Annotated in this window: 18 protein-coding genes and 2 pseudogenes; 11 read left to right on the plus strand and 9 right to left on the minus strand. The window is 32.8% G+C overall.

Annotated elements, in window-relative coordinates; genetic code table 11:
- Nucleotides 1-31: 31 nt before the first annotated feature.
- Nucleotides 32-262: a DUF896 domain-containing protein gene (locus tag AC3EMB_RS09590; RefSeq protein WP_001179618.1), complete on the minus strand. Its 231-nt coding sequence runs from the start codon at nucleotides 260-262 to the stop codon at nucleotides 32-34.
- 247 nt (nucleotides 263-509) lie between these two features.
- Here AC3EMB_RS09590 and AC3EMB_RS09595 point away from each other — a divergent pair, with 247 nt between their 5' ends.
- Nucleotides 510-1,424 carry a membrane protein gene (locus AC3EMB_RS09595; protein ID WP_000994724.1) on the plus strand — a complete coding sequence of 305 codons (915 nt, stop codon included), beginning with the start codon at nucleotides 510-512 and terminating at the stop codon, nucleotides 1,422-1,424.
- A gap of 72 nt (nucleotides 1,425-1,496) precedes the next feature.
- On the opposite strand, the gene AC3EMB_RS09600 is transcribed toward AC3EMB_RS09595, so the two are convergent.
- Nucleotides 1,497-2,204, minus strand: a complete 708-nt coding sequence (locus tag AC3EMB_RS09600) for an alpha/beta fold hydrolase (protein ID WP_095691075.1) — start codon at nucleotides 2,202-2,204, stop codon at nucleotides 1,497-1,499.
- Between the two features lie 143 nt (nucleotides 2,205-2,347).
- Between AC3EMB_RS09600 and AC3EMB_RS09605 the strand changes: the two genes are divergently transcribed.
- The gene (locus tag AC3EMB_RS09605) at nucleotides 2,348-3,220 is read left to right on the plus strand and encodes a LysR family transcriptional regulator (RefSeq protein ID WP_001100328.1); all 873 of its coding nucleotides are present in this window, start codon (nucleotides 2,348-2,350) and stop codon (nucleotides 3,218-3,220) included.
- Nucleotides 3,221-3,274: 54 nt separating this feature from the next.
- Here AC3EMB_RS09605 and AC3EMB_RS09610 read toward each other — a convergent pair whose 3' ends face one another.
- Entirely contained in the window at nucleotides 3,275-3,991 is a 717-nt protein-coding gene (locus AC3EMB_RS09610; protein WP_219993459.1) for an urease accessory protein UreH domain-containing protein, read from the minus strand.
- A gap of 15 nt (nucleotides 3,992-4,006) precedes the next feature.
- The gene (locus tag AC3EMB_RS09615) at nucleotides 4,007-4,990 is read right to left on the minus strand and encodes a F510_1955 family glycosylhydrolase (protein WP_069355411.1); all 984 of its coding nucleotides are present in this window, start codon (nucleotides 4,988-4,990) and stop codon (nucleotides 4,007-4,009) included.
- 220 nt (nucleotides 4,991-5,210) lie between these two features.
- Here AC3EMB_RS09615 and AC3EMB_RS09620 point away from each other — a divergent pair, with 220 nt between their 5' ends.
- Complete coding sequence (locus tag AC3EMB_RS09620; RefSeq protein ID WP_000842977.1) at nucleotides 5,211-6,494, plus strand: aminopeptidase P family protein; 1,284 nt, start codon at nucleotides 5,211-5,213, stop codon at nucleotides 6,492-6,494.
- 94 nt (nucleotides 6,495-6,588) lie between these two features.
- Here the strand turns inward: AC3EMB_RS09620 and AC3EMB_RS09625 are convergent, their stop codons facing one another.
- The gene (locus AC3EMB_RS09625; RefSeq protein ID WP_000687268.1) at nucleotides 6,589-7,224 is read right to left on the minus strand and encodes a pentapeptide repeat-containing protein; all 636 of its coding nucleotides are present in this window, start codon (nucleotides 7,222-7,224) and stop codon (nucleotides 6,589-6,591) included.
- A gap of 362 nt (nucleotides 7,225-7,586) precedes the next feature.
- Between AC3EMB_RS09625 and AC3EMB_RS09630 the strand changes: the two genes are divergently transcribed.
- Nucleotides 7,587-9,227 carry a multicopper oxidase family protein gene (locus AC3EMB_RS09630; RefSeq protein WP_488517652.1) on the plus strand — a complete coding sequence of 547 codons (1,641 nt, stop codon included), beginning with the start codon at nucleotides 7,587-7,589 and terminating at the stop codon, nucleotides 9,225-9,227.
- Between the two features lie 51 nt (nucleotides 9,228-9,278).
- Here AC3EMB_RS09630 and AC3EMB_RS09635 read toward each other — a convergent pair whose 3' ends face one another.
- Nucleotides 9,279-9,830, minus strand: coding sequence for a hypothetical protein (locus AC3EMB_RS09635; RefSeq protein ID WP_087968045.1), 552 nt, complete (start codon nucleotides 9,828-9,830; stop codon nucleotides 9,279-9,281).
- Nucleotides 9,831-10,152: 322 nt separating this feature from the next.
- Between AC3EMB_RS09635 and topB the strand changes: the two genes are divergently transcribed.
- Together topB and AC3EMB_RS09645 are read left to right on the plus strand one after the other, a co-directional pair.
- Complete coding sequence (gene topB / locus AC3EMB_RS09640; protein ID WP_000766771.1) at nucleotides 10,153-12,297, plus strand: DNA topoisomerase III; 2,145 nt, start codon at nucleotides 10,153-10,155, stop codon at nucleotides 12,295-12,297.
- A 205-nt stretch (nucleotides 12,298-12,502) separates the two neighbouring features.
- Entirely contained in the window at nucleotides 12,503-13,750 is a 1,248-nt protein-coding gene (locus tag AC3EMB_RS09645; RefSeq protein ID WP_075717588.1) for a DUF4153 domain-containing protein, read from the plus strand.
- A gap of 205 nt (nucleotides 13,751-13,955) precedes the next feature.
- Here the strand turns inward: AC3EMB_RS09645 and AC3EMB_RS09650 are convergent, their stop codons facing one another.
- A complete protein-coding gene (locus AC3EMB_RS09650; protein WP_095691069.1) occupies nucleotides 13,956-14,921 on the minus strand; it encodes an arsenic resistance protein in 966 nt (321 codons plus the stop codon).
- Between the two features lie 292 nt (nucleotides 14,922-15,213).
- Here AC3EMB_RS09650 and AC3EMB_RS09655 point away from each other — a divergent pair, with 292 nt between their 5' ends.
- The 5 genes and pseudogenes from AC3EMB_RS09655 to AC3EMB_RS09675 form a co-directional block, all read left to right on the plus strand.
- Entirely contained in the window at nucleotides 15,214-15,906 is a 693-nt protein-coding gene (locus tag AC3EMB_RS09655) for an FMN-dependent NADH-azoreductase (protein WP_000522528.1), read from the plus strand.
- A gap of 238 nt (nucleotides 15,907-16,144) precedes the next feature.
- The gene (brnQ, locus tag AC3EMB_RS09660) at nucleotides 16,145-17,503 is read left to right on the plus strand and encodes a branched-chain amino acid transport system II carrier protein (RefSeq protein ID WP_074569469.1); all 1,359 of its coding nucleotides are present in this window, start codon (nucleotides 16,145-16,147) and stop codon (nucleotides 17,501-17,503) included.
- An 83-nt stretch (nucleotides 17,504-17,586) separates the two neighbouring features.
- Nucleotides 17,587-18,006, plus strand: a complete 420-nt coding sequence (locus AC3EMB_RS09665; RefSeq protein ID WP_074569468.1) for a VOC family protein — start codon at nucleotides 17,587-17,589, stop codon at nucleotides 18,004-18,006.
- A gap of 185 nt (nucleotides 18,007-18,191) precedes the next feature.
- Nucleotides 18,192-18,323, plus strand: a pseudogene (locus AC3EMB_RS09670) (copper resistance CopC family protein); the annotation flags it as partial.
- A gap of 21 nt (nucleotides 18,324-18,344) precedes the next feature.
- Nucleotides 18,345-18,560 (plus strand): annotated as a pseudogene (locus tag AC3EMB_RS09675) (branched-chain amino acid transport system II carrier protein); the annotation flags it as partial.
- A 170-nt stretch (nucleotides 18,561-18,730) separates the two neighbouring features.
- Here AC3EMB_RS09675 and AC3EMB_RS09680 read toward each other — a convergent pair.
- Nucleotides 18,731-19,570, minus strand: coding sequence for a dimethylarginine dimethylaminohydrolase family protein (locus AC3EMB_RS09680; protein WP_088025315.1), 840 nt, complete (start codon nucleotides 19,568-19,570; stop codon nucleotides 18,731-18,733).
- 217 nt (nucleotides 19,571-19,787) lie between these two features.
- On the minus strand, nucleotides 19,788-20,507 hold the full coding sequence (locus AC3EMB_RS09685; RefSeq protein ID WP_088025313.1) for a 4'-phosphopantetheinyl transferase family protein: 720 nt from the start codon (nucleotides 20,505-20,507) through the stop codon (nucleotides 19,788-19,790).
- Nucleotides 20,508-20,620: the final 113 nt, after the last annotated feature.

Here is a 20,620-nt window from a genome sequence, read left to right on the forward strand (position 1 = left end):
TATGTTTTATTGAAATTCTTTAGCGCGGAACTCATTTGCTTAATTTTAAACGTATTTGAGCATCTTGTAATGCAACTGGTGTAACGTTAAGACCATTCGAATCAACAATTTTTGTATTTAATAAAATGGAATCTAGGCTTCCACGAAATGTTTCTGTATAGTTTTGACGTAACATTTGTTGTTCTTGTTTTTCATCAACTGTTAATCCAGATGTTCTTTCTTTTTTTGATAATTCATTAATACGGAATAAAATGTTTTGCATTTGTTTTCACCTCTAGTTAGAATTAATTACATTAGTTACTTACTAATATATAGTTATTGTAACCTATCTTTCATTAAGTGTCAACGTCTATAAAAATTTCTTTTTTGTAAGGGTATGGAGTGAAAAAGGATGTGAATAACTTAATGATACTTGAAATAGAAAAGATGTTAATATACAATACCGTAGTATGGTATAAAATTTATTGTTTTACATTATGAAAGAAATGAGCACAAAGGAGTATGTAATAATGAATGCAGTAATTTCAAAGAAAGAAACAATCATCTCATATACGATTGCTATTTTATTTATTTTAGCCATGGTAACAGCGGGTGTGTTATTAAATGATCCGGAAGTTATTCTGCCGGAAATAGCAGCGATGGCAATTGCTTTATGGGCGTATCGTGAGCCAGGATGGTTAAGGCAACCAGAAAAAATCTTCATTGCACCTTCAATAACAGCTGTGATTGGTTTTATGGTGAATCAAATGGATATTGCTTATTTAGGGAAAGTAAGTTTAACGCTTGTATTCATGATGCTTTTTTTACGTGTAATTCAATCCAATTTAGCACCATCTATTGCGACAGGTTTATTACCATTAGTAACAAATGCGACGGAATGGTCATTTGTTATCGCGGTATTCGCTTTAACATTTATTTTAATGGTTGGTGTTCTTATATTTAAATTGAATAACGGTATTAAGCGAAAAGTGCAAATACAGTATAAATATATGACTGTATTTCTCATACTAAATTTCGTATGGATTAGTTTATGTTGGATAACTGGTTATGAACAATTAGCAGTTATTCCACCAATATTAGTTGTTGTATATGAATCACTTCAAAAGCCGATGTACAATGAAAAAATGGCTTTTAAACAAATAGTAGTATTAACTACATCTGCAACTGTTGGAACAATATTGTACTTTGCGATTGATTCATGGATTGTAGTCACTTTATTAAATATGATATTAATGCTTATTTTATTAAAAATTGTTGGTGTACGTATTCCAGCAGTGTATGCATTTCCATTATTGCCGCTCGTATTTCCAGATGGAATGATAAAGATGTTACCAGTAGCTTCATTTGTTGCGGGAGTATTTTTATTTGGTGCAGTACTACTGTATAAAAAGTGGGAGATGAAGCAAAAGGGCATGGCAATGTAGATAGAGTAAAGATAGCTTTTAATTAGTAAAATAAATAGACACCTGTGAGTGTCTATTTATTTTATGAAAAATTTAGTTTAATTCATTTAAGTAATGAACAAGTTCCAATGCTTTAGAGAAAAATGGAGAATGATCAGCTTCTAAAGTAATAATTTTCTTGCAGGGTGTTTCTGTATTCATTCGGCGCTGAAAATCAATTGGAATCGCTCTATCTAGAGTCGTTTCAATATAAATGCGATCTATGGATCCAAAGTTTTCTTCAGATATTTTCAGCTCTTGTTGGAAGGGTCCTAGTGGTTGAGGACGCATTTGATTAAAAGATGCTTCTTTAATAGAACCGTCTTCTGTAGCATTTAAAAATGTTTGTTCAATTAGATTAGGTATAAGTTCAGCAGTCAAGTCATTTTCATTTATAGTGAATTGCGGGCCATCTTCTCCGCCTAATTTACTACCAAGACTTTCTCCATTTCGTGGTAAGAAAGCACAAAGATATACTAATTTATCGATTTTATTTGGTATAAGTTCAGCAGTTTGAGTAATAACGATTCCACCCATACTATGTCCAACAAGAATAACCTTTTCATTTTGTTGATTTATATTAGCTGTTACTGCATCAACATAGGAATCTAACGTTATATTTTGTGAAGGAGTTGTATCTTTCCCACTTCCAGGTAAGTCTAGTGTAATAACAGTGTGACCTAAAGCCTCTAGTTGAGGTTTTACTAATTCCCATGCCCATTCACCTTGCCATGCTCCATGTACTAAAATGTAAGTACTCATTTAATCAACACTCCTCTAGGGTATATAAGTTTCATCTATTTGTAATATTGATGATGTATACTCAGTGTAAATGAAGTGGTTTCATAAATATAATGAAGGTTATTTATAGATGATATAAATATATTTTATATAAGGAGAACAGAATGAATGTTTTTGATTTTAAAGTCTTTACATATGTGGCTCGTTTAAATAGTATTAGTCTGGCAGCAAAGGAATTACATATGACACAGCCAGCAATAACCCATATTATTAACAAATTAGAGAAACGATATGCTATAACTTTATTTGATCGCTCTAGACAAGGAACGATTCTAACTGAAAATGGTAAAGAATTTTTAGTTGGTGTGAATCGACTTCTAATGGAGTATGAAAAACTTGAGGAAACAGCTTTCCAGTTGAAGAATAAAAGCTTGTATAAAATTGTACTAGCTACGTATCCTTCCGTTACTGTATATTGTTTGGCGGAGTGTATTCAACTAGGGAATATTGATCATAGTCAATATGTACTTGCAGTTCGAGAAGGAAGCTATCAAGAAGTGTTAGATTGGCTATCATCAGGTAGTGCAGATTTTTCTATTTCTATAAAAGAAAATTTAATACAAGGATTTCATTATGATGTCATTGGTGAAGATCCGTATGTTATGGTTTCTTCAAAAAAAGTTCCGCCTAACCTTACTATTAATGATATAAAAAATTATCCTTTTATTATGCCACTTTCTGGTTGCAAAGAAGTGCTCGAACCGTATTTGATGAAAAATGAAATAACAGTTAATAAAGTGATGGAGTCAGAATCAATTAGTTCAGCATTAGCACTTACTATACAAGTTAATGGCATAACAATCGTTCCGTTATCAGGACTACATAAGCAAATTATTCATGACTTCATTGTACAGCCGATAGAAATTACAATTCCACGACAACTTATTATGCAATGGTCACCTAAAAAAGAGAATGACCCGCTGTTTCTCGCGTTTGTTAAGAATTTATTAGCTCAACTACAGCAAAAGAAAAAATGAATATAATATTACAAAAGATAAGCTCATTTCACTAGAGCTTATCTTTTGTATGTATTACCAATAAAGAGCAGTATCATAAAATCCGATTAAAATAAGGAGAAAACCAGCTATACGCTGAATGCTATTTCCTATTTTCCTGCTCTTCTTTAGTAATGCCCCGTTTAATCCCAGATAGGAGATGAAGGACATTAATACGACGATAGGAAGAGCAGTTCCTATCGAAAAGAACGTTGGAAACAAGTACCCGTAATTAAATGATAAAGATAAAGGGATTAACGTTCCAAAAAATAGAACGAACATAGTCGGACAAAAAGCTAAGGAAAAGAAGAATCCGAGTAAAAATGAACCAACTTCATTTTGATTTCGTATAAATTTAATCGAGAAGAAATATCTTCTTTTTATAATACCTGACAACAGTAGCCCCATTAAAATTAATAGGGGTCCCATCATTTTTCGTAACCATGGAAAATACAAAGTCAATATTTGCTGAATCTCTTTTCCTAAAAACCATACTAATAGTCCAAGCGTCGTAAAAGCCATTATTTTTCCTAAAATGAATAAAAGTATATGTTTCCATACATGTCCCTTTTGTAAAGATTGGTTGCTATAAAGTGTAATAGCACTAATGTTTCCTGTTAATTGGCAAGGAGCAAGGGTACCTACTATGCCTAATAAAAACGAAAATAAAAGAGGTACAGATTTCGTAGCATTCGCGGCATCCATTAAAGGAGACATGAGTTGATAGCTCCATTCACTTATTGTTGAAAACACGTTATATTCACCCTTCTACTTAAATTGGAATGTTCCTTCATTAGCAATCTGCTTCCACGTATTACCCTCATCTGTAGAGAGGAATACATTTGATTTCATTGTAGCAAATACGATTTCGGCTGAGTTTTGAGGGTTTTGTGAAATATACATAATTGCATCTTTAGAATCTAAAGGTGGAATTTGTATGTTTGTTTCTTCATTTGTAGCAATTGATTTCTTCGTTACGATTTGCTTATTAATAGGGGCGTAAATAACATCTTCATTACTTAATGTAATTGCGGTCGATTCAAGTGATTTAGCGAATAGTTCAAATGTATTTCCGTAATCTGTAGATAAGTAAACACCGTCTTTAGCACTTACCGCGACTACACTAGATTGATTCGGATGTACTGAAAAGGAATGAATCGTACTTGAAAGACCTTTTAACTTACTATTTTTCCATTCTTGTCCGTTGTTCGTACTGAAATAAAAACCTTGTTGTAATTCAGAATTAGGGCGTTCGTTGTATAAATAAATTGCTTCCGTATTATATCCGACAGCAAGGTTATGAAAATCGGATTCTCCATAAAACGCTAGCTTTTCAAGGGTATTACCGCCATCAGAACTTTTCAATAATCCTAAAGGATTTTTTAAATTTGCACCTGGTTCAGGATGACCGCTGGCAAAGAACCCGTTCTTCGTTGCCTGAAAGCCCATATAATCATGTAGTCCAGTTTTAGTTTCAAGCCATTTTCCATTTTGATAAACTTTTATCCCGCTATGAGTGGCGATAGAAACCCCAGACATATTTCCTGCATAGCCAATTCCGTGAATGTGCTCGATTTTTCCAGATGTAATTTCTTTATAGAAGTCTTGCGGACTCGTATTTGCTGTTTCTATATTTTTTGGCTGAGATTGCACCGTTTCTTTTTTCACTGGTGCTGTTTCGACGTTGCTAGAACATCCTGAAATTATTAATAAAGAAGTAATTGCTAACCCTGTTGCTACATAATGTTTCAAAGTTATGGCTCCTTTCCTATATATGAGATTTTAAGTATATGGAATAAATATCAAGAAATTGTGGAGTGGTATGCATAATTTAGCGTGGAAGAGGCCCGAGTAATGAAAATTCTCCTTTCGCTATGAGTATAATTAATTGACGAAAAATTATAACAATAATAGAATAAATTGTATTGATGATTAGTTTCACAAGCATACATAGAACACTAGGGGGATTATTATGAAATCAACATTTTTTGCTCAAAATAGAGAAAGACTAACGAAAACATTACCTGATGAATCCGTTACGATTTTATTTGCGGGACAAGCACCGCATATGTCAGCTGATGCACATTATAAATTTGTACCGAATCGTAATTTTTACTACTTAACGGGAATCGATGAACCAAATGTTATTTTTATGCTGAAAAAGTTTGGGAATAGTGTAGAAGAGACACTTTTCATTGAAAAATCAGATCCAGTAATGGAAAAATGGGTTGGGAAGACAGTTTCTAGCGAAGAAGCAGAGGGAATTTCAGGTATAAAGAAAGTTTTATATTTAGATAGCTTTGAAAAAGCAGTATCAAATATACTCTTTACAGAAAATGCGAAGCATCTATATTTAGATATAGAACGTCGCGAGTGGAATGGTACGGAGACAAAAACATTAGCATTTGCTAAACATGTAAGAGAAAAATATCCACACGTAACAATTGGTAATGTATATCCGAACATTTGTGAATTACGAGTTTTTAAAACCGAGGAAGAAATTGAAATTATTAAAGAAGCGATTGCTATAACGAAAGACGGTATTTACAACGTACTTAAGCATGCAAAAGCAGACATGATGGAGTATGAATTAGAAGCTCAATTTGATTTTACACTGAAATCATCTGGCATTAAGCATCATGCGTTCAATACAATTTTGGCAAGTGGTAAAAATGCTACAGTTCTTCACTATGAAGATAATGATGCACAAATTCAAAATGGTGATTTAGTATTGCTAGATTTAGGTGCTCAAAAAGACTACTATAATGCTGATATTAGTTATACATTCCCGGCAAATGGAATATTCTCTAGTCGTCAAAAACAAATTTATAATATTGTATTAAAAGCATTAAAAGAAACAACAGAGATTATTAAGCCGGGATTAAAGTTCGCTGCATTAAATGAGCATACAAAAAAGGTACTGGCAGAAGAGTGTAAAGCAATTGGTTTAATTCAAGAAGATGAAGAGTTATCAAAATACTATTATCATGGTGTCAGCCATTTCCTTGGTTTAGATACACATGATGTAGGAACATATAAAGATAGAATGTTAGAAGAAGGTATGGTTATAACAATTGAACCTGGTCTTTATATTGAAGAAGAATCAATTGGAATTCGTATTGAAGATGACATTCTTGTAACGAAAGACGGGTATGAAAACTTGTCAAAAGATATCATTAGAGAAGTTGAAGAAATTGAAGAATTTATGAGTGTAAATAATGAACATGTAAAAGGAAACCAAGCTGTAGTTAAATAATAAAAGAGTCATCACTAATTTATTTGAACTTTATCTCGAATCGTGGACAATTAAAAAATCCATGATTCGGGATAAGGTTCTTTTCTTCGAAATACTAATCTTTAATTATCAATCCTAATAAAGTAGCAAACTGAACAGCTTGATATGTTGATACTTTACATCCTCTTAAATCGTTCACTGAAACTGTAAGTGTATCAAAGGTAGAAGAACTAATATCTATCCCCTTCAGTGATGTCTGATCAAAATTAGCTTCATCAAGACTACATAATTGGAATTCAACTTTTTTAAGTTTACAGTCAAAAAAATCTGCATTATTTAATGAAGTTTCATTAAATATAATTTTTTCTAGTTTAGAATTTCCAAATGCCGCTAAATTCAAAATTGAATTCTCAAATTTAACATTTCCTAAGCTAGATTCTGCAAAATTAACCCCGATTAATTTACTATTTTTAAATTCGACTCTATGAACAGAAGAATTGCTTAAATTAACATTTGATAAATCGCAGTTTTCAAAACAAACATCTGTAATATCAATATTGCTAAAGTCTGTATTAGTGAATTTACAATTCTTTATCACTGCATCATACAATCGCACTCTATCTACAGATTCATTTTCGAAAGTGGAGTCTATAATTTCACACACTTCTAATGTTGGATCTTCTTCATAAAAAATATCTTGAAAATTCTTTGAAGATAACTCTGGTGAAATTTTTGGTCTATCAATTTTCATCGTATATCAATCCTCTTCTATTTGATATATTTGTGTAATTTGAGTCCATTGTCTGTAAAGAACATTAGTTCTTATTATACAAAAATGTAAGTTCTTTTGTGAAGAGCATTTTAGCTACATTTTTCTTATTTAATAATAGCAGTGTTATTGTTTCTTAAGAAATAACGTCAAAACAAATACGAGAACGGCTAATATAGTCGCTACAAGGAAAGCATTTTGTATTTCTAAAATATTCGCCTCTTGTAATGTCTCCGCTTTTAGTAATCTTCCAATTAGCTTACGTAAGATCTAATTACATCTCCTTATTTTCTTGAAAATCAACTTCTATAATGATTTTGAAAAAGAAAAAGGGGGGATTTTCCATGAAGCGATTTGTATTAGCAGCCATTACAGTCTCTGTAATATTTTTAATTGCTGCCTGTTCTGTGACGACAAATACAACAAATGATCATAAAAATATGAATGATAAAAAAACACTACAGACTGAAACAGCTACAACACCATTGAAGGTTGAAAAAGGACCAGAAGTTACTTTAATAGCGAAAGAAGAAAAGCAAAAATTAAGTAACGGTGTTATTGTTCCAGTCTGGACATTTAATGGCTCATCTCCTGGTTCAGAAATTCGGGTGAAAAAAGGTGAAAAGGTGAAAGTGACATTAAAAAATGAATTATCTGCACCAGTATCTATTCATTGGCATGGATATCCTGTCCCAAATAACATGGATGGAATTCCAGGCGTGACACAAGATGCAGTTGAACCAGGAAAAAGTTTCACTTACGAATTTGAAGCGAACGTACCAGGAACGTACTGGTATCACTCGCATCAAGATTCTGTAAATCAATTAGATAGAGGTTTGTATGGAGCACTCATTGTAGAAGATACAAAGGAAAAATATGATAAAGATTACACATTAATGTTGGATGAATGGGTTACAGATAAAGAAGAAATTAAAAAGCAGTTAAAAGAAATGACAAAAGGGCAAATAGGTAATAAATCTAAAGGTAATGAAAATGGGGAAAAGAATGATGATAAGAACGGCATGGATCATTCTGATATGAACATGGGCAGTGATAAAAAAGACTCTAGTAATATGGAAGGAATGGACCATGGAGATATGAAGATGGAAGGTCATGATATGAGTATGTATGATTTATTCACAATCAATGGAAAAAGCGGTGATTTAGTAGTGCCATTGAAAGTGAATAAGGGAGATAACGTTCGTCTTAGACTCGTTAATGCTGGTTATCTATCACATGATATACATGTTCACGGTCATGATATAAAAGTAATTGCGACAGATGGTCAACCAATAAACAATCCAAAAGTTATAAAGGATAAAGTAATTTCAATCGCACCGGGTGAACGTTATGATATTGAATTTACTGCTAATAATCCTGGGAAGTGGTATGTTGAGGACCATTCAAAAAATAAAGGTGCAAAAGGAATGAAAGCTGTTATTGAGTATGATGGCAGCAAAGAGATGAAAGATAAAGCAGATGAAAAGGGAAAATTAGCGAAATTAGATATGACGAAATATGGTGCTAAAAAATTAGGTAGTTTCACGTTAAATCAAGAGTATACTGCCACATATAATATGGACTTAAATACGCAAATGAATGAAAATGAAATGGTATATACAATTAACGGAAAGGTATTTCCGGATATTGACCCAATTCAAGTGAAAAAGGGTGATTTAGTAAAAGTGAAATTGGTAAATCGTTCTAAAATGGATGATCACCCAATGCATTTACATGGTCACTTCTTCCAGGTGTTGAGTAAAGATGGAAAACCGATAGAAGGTTCTCCAATTGTAAAAGATACATTGAACTTAAAACCAGGAGAAGAATATGAAGTAGCCTTTGTAGCAGACAATCCCGGTGAGTGGATGTTCCACTGTCACGACCTACATCATGCTTCAGCAGGGATGGTAACGGAAGTGAACTATACAGATTATAAATCTGACTATGTTCCAAACCAAAACATTCCTAATAAGCCAGAATAATAGGAAGCAGTTATCCTATGGATAGCTGCTTATTCATTTTTGTTGCAAGTACTAATGTATATGTTGATTATGCCCAGGTGAAGGTGAAGGTGCAGGAGTATGATCTGGGAATGTCGCGAATACGGCAACGATAATTACTACACTAATTGAAAGGAATAACAAAAAACGACGTTGGATAAAAGTAGAAAAGTTCTCCGATAACAATTGAATCACACAGGACATAGTAATCGTTATAGTAAGTAAAAGGCTAATGAACAATATACTATGAGCTTGTTGAGCGTTTAACATTTCTGTAATCATTGCTCCCATCATACTTGCCATTAATCCAGAGAACATTCCTTCTAAAGCAGTATATAGGTGAAAACGTAGACCCACTAAAAAACCGATAAAACCACTAATTAAAATAGCAAGTAAAGTAGAATATAGCAATTCCCCCTTAAAGAGAATGCCTAAATAAAAACCAATACTTAAACCGATACTCATACTAAAAGACATAATAAATACCATATACTCCATTAGGGTACCCTTACGTTTAGAAATATTGGATACAATAAGAATTGAGGTACAGCAAAGTGTTAAGGTAGTTAACGTATAAGCAAACATTATGATACCTCCTTGTCCTATCGTTCATTTCATCATATGTGTACTTATGATAATTTATATCTGCATATTATCTGCACAATTTCATAGATGTAAGCAAAGGAACGCTTGATTTTTTAGGGCGTCTTTTTTAATTGTAAGCATGTGAAAGAAATTGTTATATTATGAGTTTCTATTGTGAAGCCATAAAGAATAAGCGTATAATATTATAGGTCTCACATTTGCGAGACAAACTGCGAATGATAAATAAGATTGTTGTTTTATCATCGCTTCTAAACATATAGACAATGAAAGTAACACTGGAATACAGATAGGGAGTTATAAAATGAAATTAATTATTGCCGAGAAACCAGATCAAGGGTTGGCTCTTGTTTCACAGTTTAAATATCGCCGGAAAGATGGATATTTAGAGGTAGAAGCGAATGAGTTATTTCCAAATGGAGCGTACTGTACATGGGCAATTGGTCATTTGACGCAGTTATGTAATCCAGAGCATTATCACGCAGAGTGGAAAAAATGGTCACTTAATACATTACCGATGATTCCAGAACGTTTTCAATTTGAAGTAACAAAGTCAAAGTATAAGCAATTTAACGTTGTGAAACAGCTGTTACATAATCCACAGGTAACAGAAATTATTCACGCAGGCGATGCTGGGCGTGAAGGGGAACTGATCGTACGAAATATTATTAATCTTTGTAACGTGCAAAAGCCGATGAAGCGTCTATGGATTTCGTCTTTAACGAAGCAAGCTATTTATCAGGGGTTTAAAAATTTACTTGATGAATCAGATACAATTAATACGTATTACGAAGCATATACAAGATCTTGCGCTGACTGGGTTGTTGGTATGAATGCATCACGTGTCTTTAGTATTTTGCTAAAGAAAAAAGGAATGAATGATGTATTTTCTGCTGGTCGTGTCCAGACACCAACGTTAGCATTGATTGTAAAGCGAGAGAAAGAAATTGAAAACTTTAAGTCAGAGCCGTTTTGGGAAGTGTTCGCAACCTTTAATATAGAAGGAAAGAAATATGACGGAAAATGGGAAAAGGATAATGAATCCCGCTTAAAAGACCCTGATATGGCGAATAAAATTGCGGCATTTTGCCAAGGGAAACCGGCTGTTGTGAAGGAAATGAAAACGGAGCGTAAAGAGTTTCAGCCGCCGCTTTTATTTAACTTATCATCACTGCAAGCAACGGCAAATAAAGCCTTTAAGTTTTCACCGAAAAAGACGCTTGATATAACGCAAGCACTCTATCAAAAAGGGATTGTTTCTTATCCACGTTCAGATTCTAACTATGTTACACAAGGAGAAGCAGCGACGTTCCCTGATATTTTACAGAAGTTAAGTCAGTTTGATGAATATAAAGGCTTATTACCGGCTCCGGTTGAATCCATTATGAATAACAAGCGTTATGTAAATGAAAAGAAAGTAACAGATCACTACGCAATTATTCCGACAGAGCAAGTTACAAACCCAAGCAGACTATCAGGTGATGAAAAGAAAATATACGATATGATCGTAAGAAGGCTTATTGCAGCTCATTATGAAGTTGCAATCTTTGACTATACAACGATTGTAACGCTTGTAGATGAACGTGCTGAATTCATTTCAAAAGGAAAACAGCAAATTCAAGAAGGTTGGCGTAAAGTTATTTTCCAAGACGATAAAGATGACGAAACCATTCTTCCAATTGTAGCTGAAGGCGAAGAAGGAAAAGTTGTAAAGGTGAAAGTGAAAGAAGGAAAAACACAGCCACCGAAACGCTATACAGAAGGACAACTTATTACGTTAATGAAAACAGCTGGTAAGTATTTAGAGAATGAAGAGCTGGAGAAAGTATTAAAGAAAACAGAAGGTTTAGGTACGGAAGCGACTCGCGCAGGTATTATTACGATGCTGAAAGACCGTAAGTATATAGATGTAAAGAAAAACCAAGTGTATGCGACTGATAAAGGAAAAGTATTAATTACCGCAATTGGTGATAAAATACTAGCTTCACCGGAAATGACTGCGAAATGGGAACAACGTCTTGCGGAAATTGGTGAAGGTACAGCTTCACCAGCTACATTTATGGAACAGACGAAAAAGCTATCAGCTAAAATTATTGAAGACGCAGTGGAAATGTCTGAGAAGTGGGATTTCACGGGACTACATGTTGAATCGATTGAACGGAAAGGATCGAAATTTACAACGGGTAAAAAGGTTGGTAGCTGTAAAAAATGTGATGGTGATGTAATTGATAAGTCAACGTTTTACGGTTGTTCTAACTATAATACAACGCAATGTGATTTCACCATTTCAAAGAAGATATTAAGTAAAACAATTTCGCAAAAGAATATGACAAAGCTCTTAAAAGGTGAAAAGACTGATTTAATTAAAGGTTTTAAAAAGGGCGAGAAAACGTTTGATGCGAAATTAGAGTGGAAAGATAATAAGATTAATTTTGTATTTGAGAATTAATTTGTTAAAAGAGCATGACATAAAACTGTCATGCTCTTTTGTTTTTTCTTTTATTTAAAATTTAACGATAAAAAAAATCCTTTAAATAATAATTTTTTATTGTAAAACAATAAATCTTGTATTAAAATCAAAATCATAATAAATGAGTGAGGTGCTTTTGTTAAAAGGTAACAACCTTATTTTTAAAATTAGAGGAGGTATAACTATGAACATTAACAATTTGATTGTTAAAAATATGGATAACCCCCATGAGTTGGAGAAGATGTATAGAAAAGATCCGAAAGCTTTTAAAAAAGCATTCTCACAAGCATGGGACCAAAACCCTGATTCTCAGGTTCTAGGTGCTTGGTATGAAAGGTTGCATTTCAAGGAGAAAGTAAATAAAGAAAAAACATCTTTGTTTCAAAAAGGTTTCTTATTCATGGGCCTTTTAGCTATTCTGGCCGGCATAAGCACCAGGATCATTTTCCACTTTGTTGAGCAGGAAGCAATTGCTCCAATTAACTTGGCTTTTGGTGTAATTCCCTTTATTGCTGCTTATTTTGTTTACAATAATACTCCCAAAAAAAGTATTATTTATTCCCTTGCAGCGTTGTTCCTAATTTCCGGGATGTATCTTAATACGTTGCCAGTAAATTATAAAGACAGTACCATCCTTGCTTATTTACATCTTCCTATATTTTTATGGGTCTTAGTAGGGCTTGCGTTTACAGGAAATGAATATTTAAAAGGCAGTACAAGATTAGCCTATATTAAATTTAATTTAGAATATTGTCTTCTCTACGGGAGCATGGCAGTGAGCGGAATGATACTAGCAGTATTCACCATGCGTTTATTTAGCTTTGTTGACTTAGATATAGGAGAATTCTATTTTAGTAATGTTGTTTTATTTGGAGCAGCGGCTCTCGCTATTGTGGCTGCATACTTAGTATCAATGAATCTTAAGTTTGCTAAAAATATTACACCATACATATCTAAAATTTTTAGTCCTCTCGTCCTGATCACGTTGCTTATCTATCTTATAACGGTAATTTGGATCGGGAAAAATCCGTTCTTGGATCGCAATTTCCTAATGGCCTTCAACGGAATCCTCCTTGTTGTATTGGCTGTTACCATATTTTCTATCGTTGAAAGTGACTCGGATGAGAAAAAGAACATTTCAGATTATATAAATTTTTCCTTAATTGTTCTGGCGCTTATTATTGACACTGTCGCATTGTCAGCCATAGTATTTAGACTTTCTTCTTACGGGATTACGCCTAATAGACTTGCTGTTTTAGGAGTAAACATAGTGATTTGGGCAAATCTCATTTGGATTATGTTTGCCTATATGCGTTTCTTGCAAAATAAATCAGGACCAAAAGCTATCCAAGATGCCGTTACGAAGTTTTTGCCAATATACGGACTTTGGGCAGCTTTCGTTATATTTACGTTTCCTATCATTTTTAATTAGAAAGGATCTGTTAATGCGGGAGTGGTGAGGGCTAATAATCATTGGGGGATGAACAAAACCCCCAATGATTAAAGTTTCACTTTATTACAATTGGTATTATTACGTTTGTAGTTTCGGTAATTTCATTTGTATTGATAAATAAGAAATAAGTGTTGTATGTAATCTTTCCATAATAAAAACCGTCCCAAAATGGGACGGTTTTTTATTATGCGTATTGCCGTTTTTTCTTAATAAGCAACAAAACTTGTGAAACACAAGCTAGTACCGGTAACTCAATCAACGGTCCAATAACGAGTGCAAGTGCGATAAGAGGCTCGTCTGGAAAAGCTGTTACAGCGATAGCGAGTGCAACAGGTGAGTTTCTTGCTAACGTTGTTAAGCTTAGACTTACTGTATCTTTGTAAGATAAATGCATGATGCGCCCGATAAATTGTCCTAGTAAAAAATTAATGATGAAGAACAATAGAACAGGAACGAGTAATAATAAAACGACATTCATATTTTGCAGTAAATATTTACTTTGTGATGCAAACATCGCTACTATTGCTAAACTTAAAAATACAATTTGAGCAGAGCTGAAAAACGGAATGAGTTTATTCTCGAGAGTTTCAGCTTTTTTCATTTTATTCATAATGAATTTTGTAGCGTGTGCAAGTATAAATGGTAAGACGATTACGATAACAATACTTTCTACTAAAACAGAAACCGCTACAGTTTTCATGACACCAGCAAATAAAAATAAATAAATTGGAAGGAGTAGTACTTGCAAAATTAAATTTACAGGTAAAATTGCAGTAGAAAGTGCTACATTTCCTTTCGCTATTTCAGTAAAGATTAAGTACCAATCTGTGCATGGAGTAACCATTAACATTATAAATCCAACCCAAAGTGCTGGATGATCTGAAAGAAATAGTGCTCCTAATCCCCAAGCGAGTAAAGGTGTCCATAAGAAGTTAATAGTAAGACTTGTTCCAGCAAATTTTAAATTACGAAATCCGTTTTTTATTTCTTTTAATGGGATGCTGAGGAATAATCCATATAGCATGAAAAATAAGAAGGGGACAATAAACTGGTCTGAATACGTATGTATCATATTAAATTGTCCGAGTACGATGCCGCATGTAACAGCAAAAAGAATAATAAAAGTTTGAATCTTTTCTATAGTGCTCATGAATAAATCCTTTCTATATATGAATTTTCCTCTCTAAGTTTATTATACAAGTAATAAAGATGTATTTGGTGTTCAATTGTATTTTAGTTAATATTTTTAAATTGAGATTTTATTTTTTATTAAAAGTTACTTGACTAAAGTAAGTGACTATATTACAATCACTTACATAAGGTAATTAAATAACAAAAAGTTTCGGCGGTTTAACTTAAGGTATCTATTGGAACTTTTTCTTAGAATAAGAATTTTTATGATGATGAATAATGAATATGAAAAGAAAGATTAGGTGAAGAAAATGGGACTATTTAGCTCATTATTTGGTAAAAAAGAAGAAAATACGAATGTAGAGGGGAATAAAAAAATGTCAAAAGTATTATTTGTAAAAGCAAACGATCGTCCAGCGGAGCAAGCAGTTAGTTCAAAAATGTATGAAACATTTGTAAGTACTTATAAAGAAGCAAATCCAAATACAGAAATTACGGAATTAGATTTATTTGCATTAGATCTTCCTTATTACGGAAATATCGCGATTTCAGGTGGATATAAACGTAGCCAAGGCATGGAGTTAACAGCTGAAGAAGAGAAGGCAGTTGCTACAGTAGATCAATATTTAAATCAGTTTTTAGAAGCTGATAAGGTTGTATTTGCATTCCCATTATGGAACTTTACAGTACCAGCACCATTAATCACATATATTTCATACTTATCTCAAGCTGGAAAAACGTTTAAATATACAGCAAATGGCCCAGAAGGTTTAGTTGGTGGTAAGAAAGTAGTTGTGTTAGGTGCTCGTGGTTCAGATTACTCTTCAGAGCAAATGGCTCCTATGGAAATGGCAGTTAATTACGTAACAACTGTACTTGGATTCTGGGGAATTACAAATCCAGAGACAGTTGTAATTGAAGGGCACAATCAATATCCAGATCGTTCACAACAAATTGTTGAAGAAGGTCTAGAAAACGTTAAAAAAGTAGCAGCGAAATTTTAATTTATGATAGTAAATGGAAAAACCAACATGGATGACCGTGTTGGTTTTTTAGTCTATTTTTCATGTTAAAAAATGTATATTTATAAAATAAAAGAAAAGTTCGAAAATAGTATTGCAAAATATTATATAGCAAACTATAATGAGTTCAAGAATAGTTGATACTTAAATTAAATATTCAGAAAATTCAATTAGTTAAAATTGGAAAATGAGATAAGTAAATTTGAATGGGGGTTATATTATGGCGAATAAAGTACCGTTTTCGTTCATAGTAGTTATTGGATTAATGTTATTTGCACTATTTTTTGGAGCAGGAAATTTAATTTTCCCAGCGATGCTTGGTCAATCAGCAGGAGAGAATGTATGGATTGCTAACGCTGGATTTTTAGTAACTGGTGTTGGATTACCATTACTAGGTGTACTAGCATTTGGTTTTTCAGGTAAAGATGATTTACAGTCATTAGCAAGTCGTGCTCACCCAGTATTCGGAATTGTGTTTACAACAGTTTTATACTTGGCGATTGGCCCGTTATTTGCAATACCAAGAACAGGAAATGTTTCTTATGAAATTGGTCTTAAACCGTTTATGCCAGAGGGACTAGGTTCTACACCTTTAATTCTTTTCACAATTGTATTCTTTAGCATCACTTGTTTTTTTTCGCTAAATCCTGCGAAAATTGTCGATATTGTTGGAAAAATCTTAACGCCAATTAAGTTAACTTTCATCGGTATTTTAGTAATCGTTGCTTTTATTCATCCGATTGGAGAAATGCAAGCACCAGTTGAAGCTTATACATCACATGCATTCTTTAAAGGGTTCCAAGAAGGATACTTAACGATGGACACGCTTGCATCATTCGTATTCGGAATCATCATCATTAATGCAATTAAAGAAAAAGGTGCAAAAACGAAAACACAAATTATGGTCGTTTGTGCAAAAGCAACAATCATTGCAGCATCTATTTTAGCAATTATCTATACAGCACTTTCTTATATGGGTGCTTCAAGTGTTGCAAAGCTTGGACATTTAGAGAACGGCGGAGAAGTATTAGCGAAAGTTTCTAACTACTATTTTGGATCATATGGCGGAGTATTATTAGGGTTAATGATTACAGTAGCTTGTTTAACAACTAGTGTGGGACTTGTATCAGCATGTTCTTCATTCTTCCATAAGTTATTCCCAAATGTTCCTTACAAAGCAATTGCAATCACGCTATGTATATTTAGTGCAATTGTTGCAAATGTAGGATTAACACAATTAATTGCAGTTTCTGTTCCAGTATTAACAGCAATTTATCCACTAGCAATCGTATTGATTTTCTTAACATTCTTCCATTCATTATTCAAAGGAAGAGCTGAAGTTTATCAAGTGAGCTTAACTGTAACATTTATTATCAGCTTATTCGATGGATTAAGTGCAGCTGGAGTTAACGTTGAAGTAGTAAGCCAAGTGTTCACTAAATTCCTTCCGATGCAGGAAGTAGGATTAGGTTGGATCTTCCCAGCGATTATCGGCGGATTGATCGGATACGTTATTAGCATTGTGAAAGCAAAAAATCAAGTTCAACCAGCAGCTAGTACAAATAAGAAAATAGGTTAAATAAAAAAGTTATAGAACTTGTTTCTATAGCTTTTTTTGTTACTATTAATAATGAGAAAAAATAAAGTAGCAGGAGAAATAAAATGAAAAAAACAATTGATCATATCGGAATCGCAGTTCGTGATATAGATAGTACGATACGTTTTTATGAACAGGTTCTATCAGGAGAATTAATAGATCGTTACGTAAGTGAGACACCAGGTGTAGAAAGTGAAGTAGCCATTCTTGAAGTGGATGGAGATAGAATTGAATTACTTGCACCGACGAATAATACGACGTCGCCAATTGCCAGATTCATTAAACAAAAAGGTAAAGGTGTACATCATGTTGCATATCGAGTAGATGATTTAGATGTAGCTTTAGAAGATTTAAAAGAACAAGGTATTCGAACGTTAGAGCATACACTTCGAATTAATAAACACGGCAGAAGATTAATTTATCTTAACCCAGCGGATACAGAAGGAACAATCATTGAGTATTGTGATTATCCGGAAGAGAAGTAGAGGGATTTTATTATTGAAAAAGGGTGTTGCGTAATTGTGTAACACCTTTTAATTTGTGTACTTTCTTTAGATGGAACATCAGGCTATAGAGTTCCTTATATTTAATGAGGTTAAATTCTTAGGATAGGAATATAGTTTAGGAAGTATATGTAAGAAAAGTGTAGTGACGAAAAAATAAGTGAAGTGTGAAAGTAATAAGAAGGTTAGAGGCATGTTTGTTAATAGAGTGCGTTTTCATTATAGGAGTATTAAAAAGTACCTCTGCTCATGCGTATGTTGTGACATCGAATCCTACTGAACATGAAACGTTGAAGAAACGCTAACTGTTGTGAAAATATACATTTATCATCAGTTTATGTAATAGATTAAGTGCAGCTGGAGTTAACATTGAAGCAGTAAGCCATCTGTTCACGAAATTCCTTCCGATGCAGGTAATAGGGTTAGGCTGGATTTTCCTCGCGATTATCGGTGAATTTATTGGGGAGGGTATTAGTATTTTAAGAGTGAAAAATCAATTGCAACCAGCAGCAAGAGTGAGTAAGAAAATAGGTTAAGTAAAAAAAGGTTATAGAATTTAATCCTATAACCCTTTTATATATAGAATACATAATCATGGCAGTTTTTATTATAGTTATATAATAAAAAAAGAATTCAGATTAGTAGAGAAAGCCAGTAACAGTAGGCTACGCTTTAAAATGAGAGCATTTAATTTCTAGTTCTTTTATCATTCTCTTTGCAGAGGAAGAGTACAGCAGCGAAAAGATCCGCCAGATTTTATAATTTCTTCAAAGTCAATTTCAATAACCTCATAACCTCTAAGTCTCAGCTCTTTATTTGTTTTAGTATTACTGGGTAAACTAATAATCTTTTCATTGCCTAAAGATAATACATTGGTTGCTAAAGTAAATTGCTCTTTTTTAGATACTTCTATTAAATTATAACGATCTGATAACATTTTTAGTGTACTATTACTAAATGCATGTGGATATATTAAAGCTTCTTCTTGTGAAATGATATTAAAAACACAATCTAAATGTAAAAAATCTTTTGAAAAAGGAACAGGAATTATTTTATAGTGTGTGAGCAACTGTTGAAGTTTTTTTACAGATTTAAATAACGTTCGGTTGCTTACGCCAATATATATAATATCTTGATCGATAATGACGTCGCCACCTTCTATATGACTATTAATACAATCTATATAAGTAATATCTTTTTCTAACAATATATTTTTGAAAATTTGCTCTTCACCTTTACGAACTTCATTTTTCATGTTAGAAATGAAAACAGTTTCCCCTATAGTAAAACCGACATCCCTCGTGAAAACTTGTTCGGGAAAGCGTACTTCAGGTGGTAGCATTAAAGTGTGTATTCTATTTTCTTTAAGTATATCAATAAATTTTGAGTATTGTTCTCTCGCTAGATTTACATTAAAGCCTAAATTGATAAAATATTTTTGGGTCTTGTTTATACCGCTAGAAATATTCATATATAGTGGTTCGCATAGTATAACTTTTTTTAACGTACTATACTCACTTGAGCAATATGACTTTACAATACTCATTCTAATAATCCTCCAATATAGTTAATTTTTAAATTGTTATACGATGATTGAAGCTTAAAATAATTTTGGATACAGAAGATAAAACGTAATAAAATATGAACTTAAAAAAGATGGAGCTTATAATAATTAAAGTGATTATTATAAGTGGTTATTTTTCTGTGTTTTCAGTTATTTCAAACACTGGATGTATCATTGCTCTAGAAAAAACGTAAAATAATTATAGGAACTCAGAACAATCTAGTATCTTTATAGACAAATTGTTTATCTGTTCCCAATCTGTATAACAAACCGCGATAGTGTAATTTTGCTCTAACCGATTTAGGCAGAAATAAAATTGACTAAAAGCGGAATTAGTGTTCCGTAATGTTATTTTATTTTGGGACCAATCGTCCATATTGAAGCCAAAACTATCTAATGGATATAGAAGTCCTTTTCCAATCGCTTTAACAAATGATTCTTTTAAAGTCCAAATATCAAAGAAAAACGATAACTTTTGATCGTGAGGAATATGCTGAAAATAGTCAATTTCTTCTTGAGTAAAGCATAGTTCGGTTATGGAAAGATCTATAGGTTGAATTTTTTCAATGTCTACACCAATTCTTCCAGTTGAAGCAAGTCCACATATAATCCATTCTTCAGAATGAGATAAATTAAAATCCCCCTTCCAACCATGATATTTATTTAAAAAAGGGCGGCCTGCTCGATCTCTGTTTATAGAGATAGTATCTGCAGGTATGAGTAAAAATTTTTCTAAACGTTTTCTGATGCATAGATGAGCTAATAATGTTCTTTGTTGATCTTCTAATTTATGAAATCTTAAAATTCGTTCCCTTTCATTTCTAGGTAATTCTGTGAGTTTCAGCTCTATGTCTTTGTAGGTTAGTAAAATTTCTAATTTAACTGCAATAATTTCTAAATAACTATCAATTTTTTTCATAATGACCTCACTAACAATATAAATAATAGTCTCAAGAGAATTTAAATGTATAATTAATTTTATTATTTATCAACTACCATCAAATTATAGAGAGCTATATAAAATTTATTGAG

The organism is Bacillus sp. LQ16 (assembly GCF_057784645.1).

Coding starts and splice junctions, on each gene's coding strand:
- AC3EMB_RS09655 (WP_000522528.1), top strand. CDS start 15,214: ATGGGACTATTTAGCTCATTATTTGGTAAAAAAGAAGAAAATACGAAT.
- AC3EMB_RS09600 (WP_095691075.1), bottom strand. CDS start 2,204: ATGAGTACTTACATTTTAGTACATGGAGCATGGCAAGGTGAATGGGCA.
- AC3EMB_RS09625 (WP_000687268.1), bottom strand. CDS start 7,224: ATGAAAATTGATAGACCAAAAATTTCACCAGAGTTATCTTCAAAGAAT.
- AC3EMB_RS09650 (WP_095691069.1), bottom strand. CDS start 14,921: ATGAGCACTATAGAAAAGATTCAAACTTTTATTATTCTTTTTGCTGTT.
- AC3EMB_RS09630 (WP_488517652.1), top strand. CDS start 7,587: ATGAAGCGATTTGTATTAGCAGCCATTACAGTCTCTGTAATATTTTTA.
- AC3EMB_RS09605 (WP_001100328.1), top strand. CDS start 2,348: ATGAATGTTTTTGATTTTAAAGTCTTTACATATGTGGCTCGTTTAAAT.
- AC3EMB_RS09645 (WP_075717588.1), top strand. CDS start 12,503: ATGAACATTAACAATTTGATTGTTAAAAATATGGATAACCCCCATGAG.
- AC3EMB_RS09680 (WP_088025315.1), bottom strand. CDS start 19,570: ATGAGTATTGTAAAGTCATATTGCTCAAGTGAGTATAGTACGTTAAAA.
- brnQ (WP_074569469.1), top strand. CDS start 16,145: ATGGCGAATAAAGTACCGTTTTCGTTCATAGTAGTTATTGGATTAATG.
- topB (WP_000766771.1), top strand. CDS start 10,153: ATGAAATTAATTATTGCCGAGAAACCAGATCAAGGGTTGGCTCTTGTT.
- AC3EMB_RS09635 (WP_087968045.1), bottom strand. CDS start 9,830: ATGTTTGCTTATACGTTAACTACCTTAACACTTTGCTGTACCTCAATT.
- AC3EMB_RS09665 (WP_074569468.1), top strand. CDS start 17,587: ATGAAAAAAACAATTGATCATATCGGAATCGCAGTTCGTGATATAGAT.
- AC3EMB_RS09595 (WP_000994724.1), top strand. CDS start 510: ATGAATGCAGTAATTTCAAAGAAAGAAACAATCATCTCATATACGATT.
- AC3EMB_RS09685 (WP_088025313.1), bottom strand. CDS start 20,507: ATGAAAAAAATTGATAGTTATTTAGAAATTATTGCAGTTAAATTAGAA.
- AC3EMB_RS09590 (WP_001179618.1), bottom strand. CDS start 262: ATGCAAAACATTTTATTCCGTATTAATGAATTATCAAAAAAAGAAAGA.
- AC3EMB_RS09620 (WP_000842977.1), top strand. CDS start 5,211: ATGAAATCAACATTTTTTGCTCAAAATAGAGAAAGACTAACGAAAACA.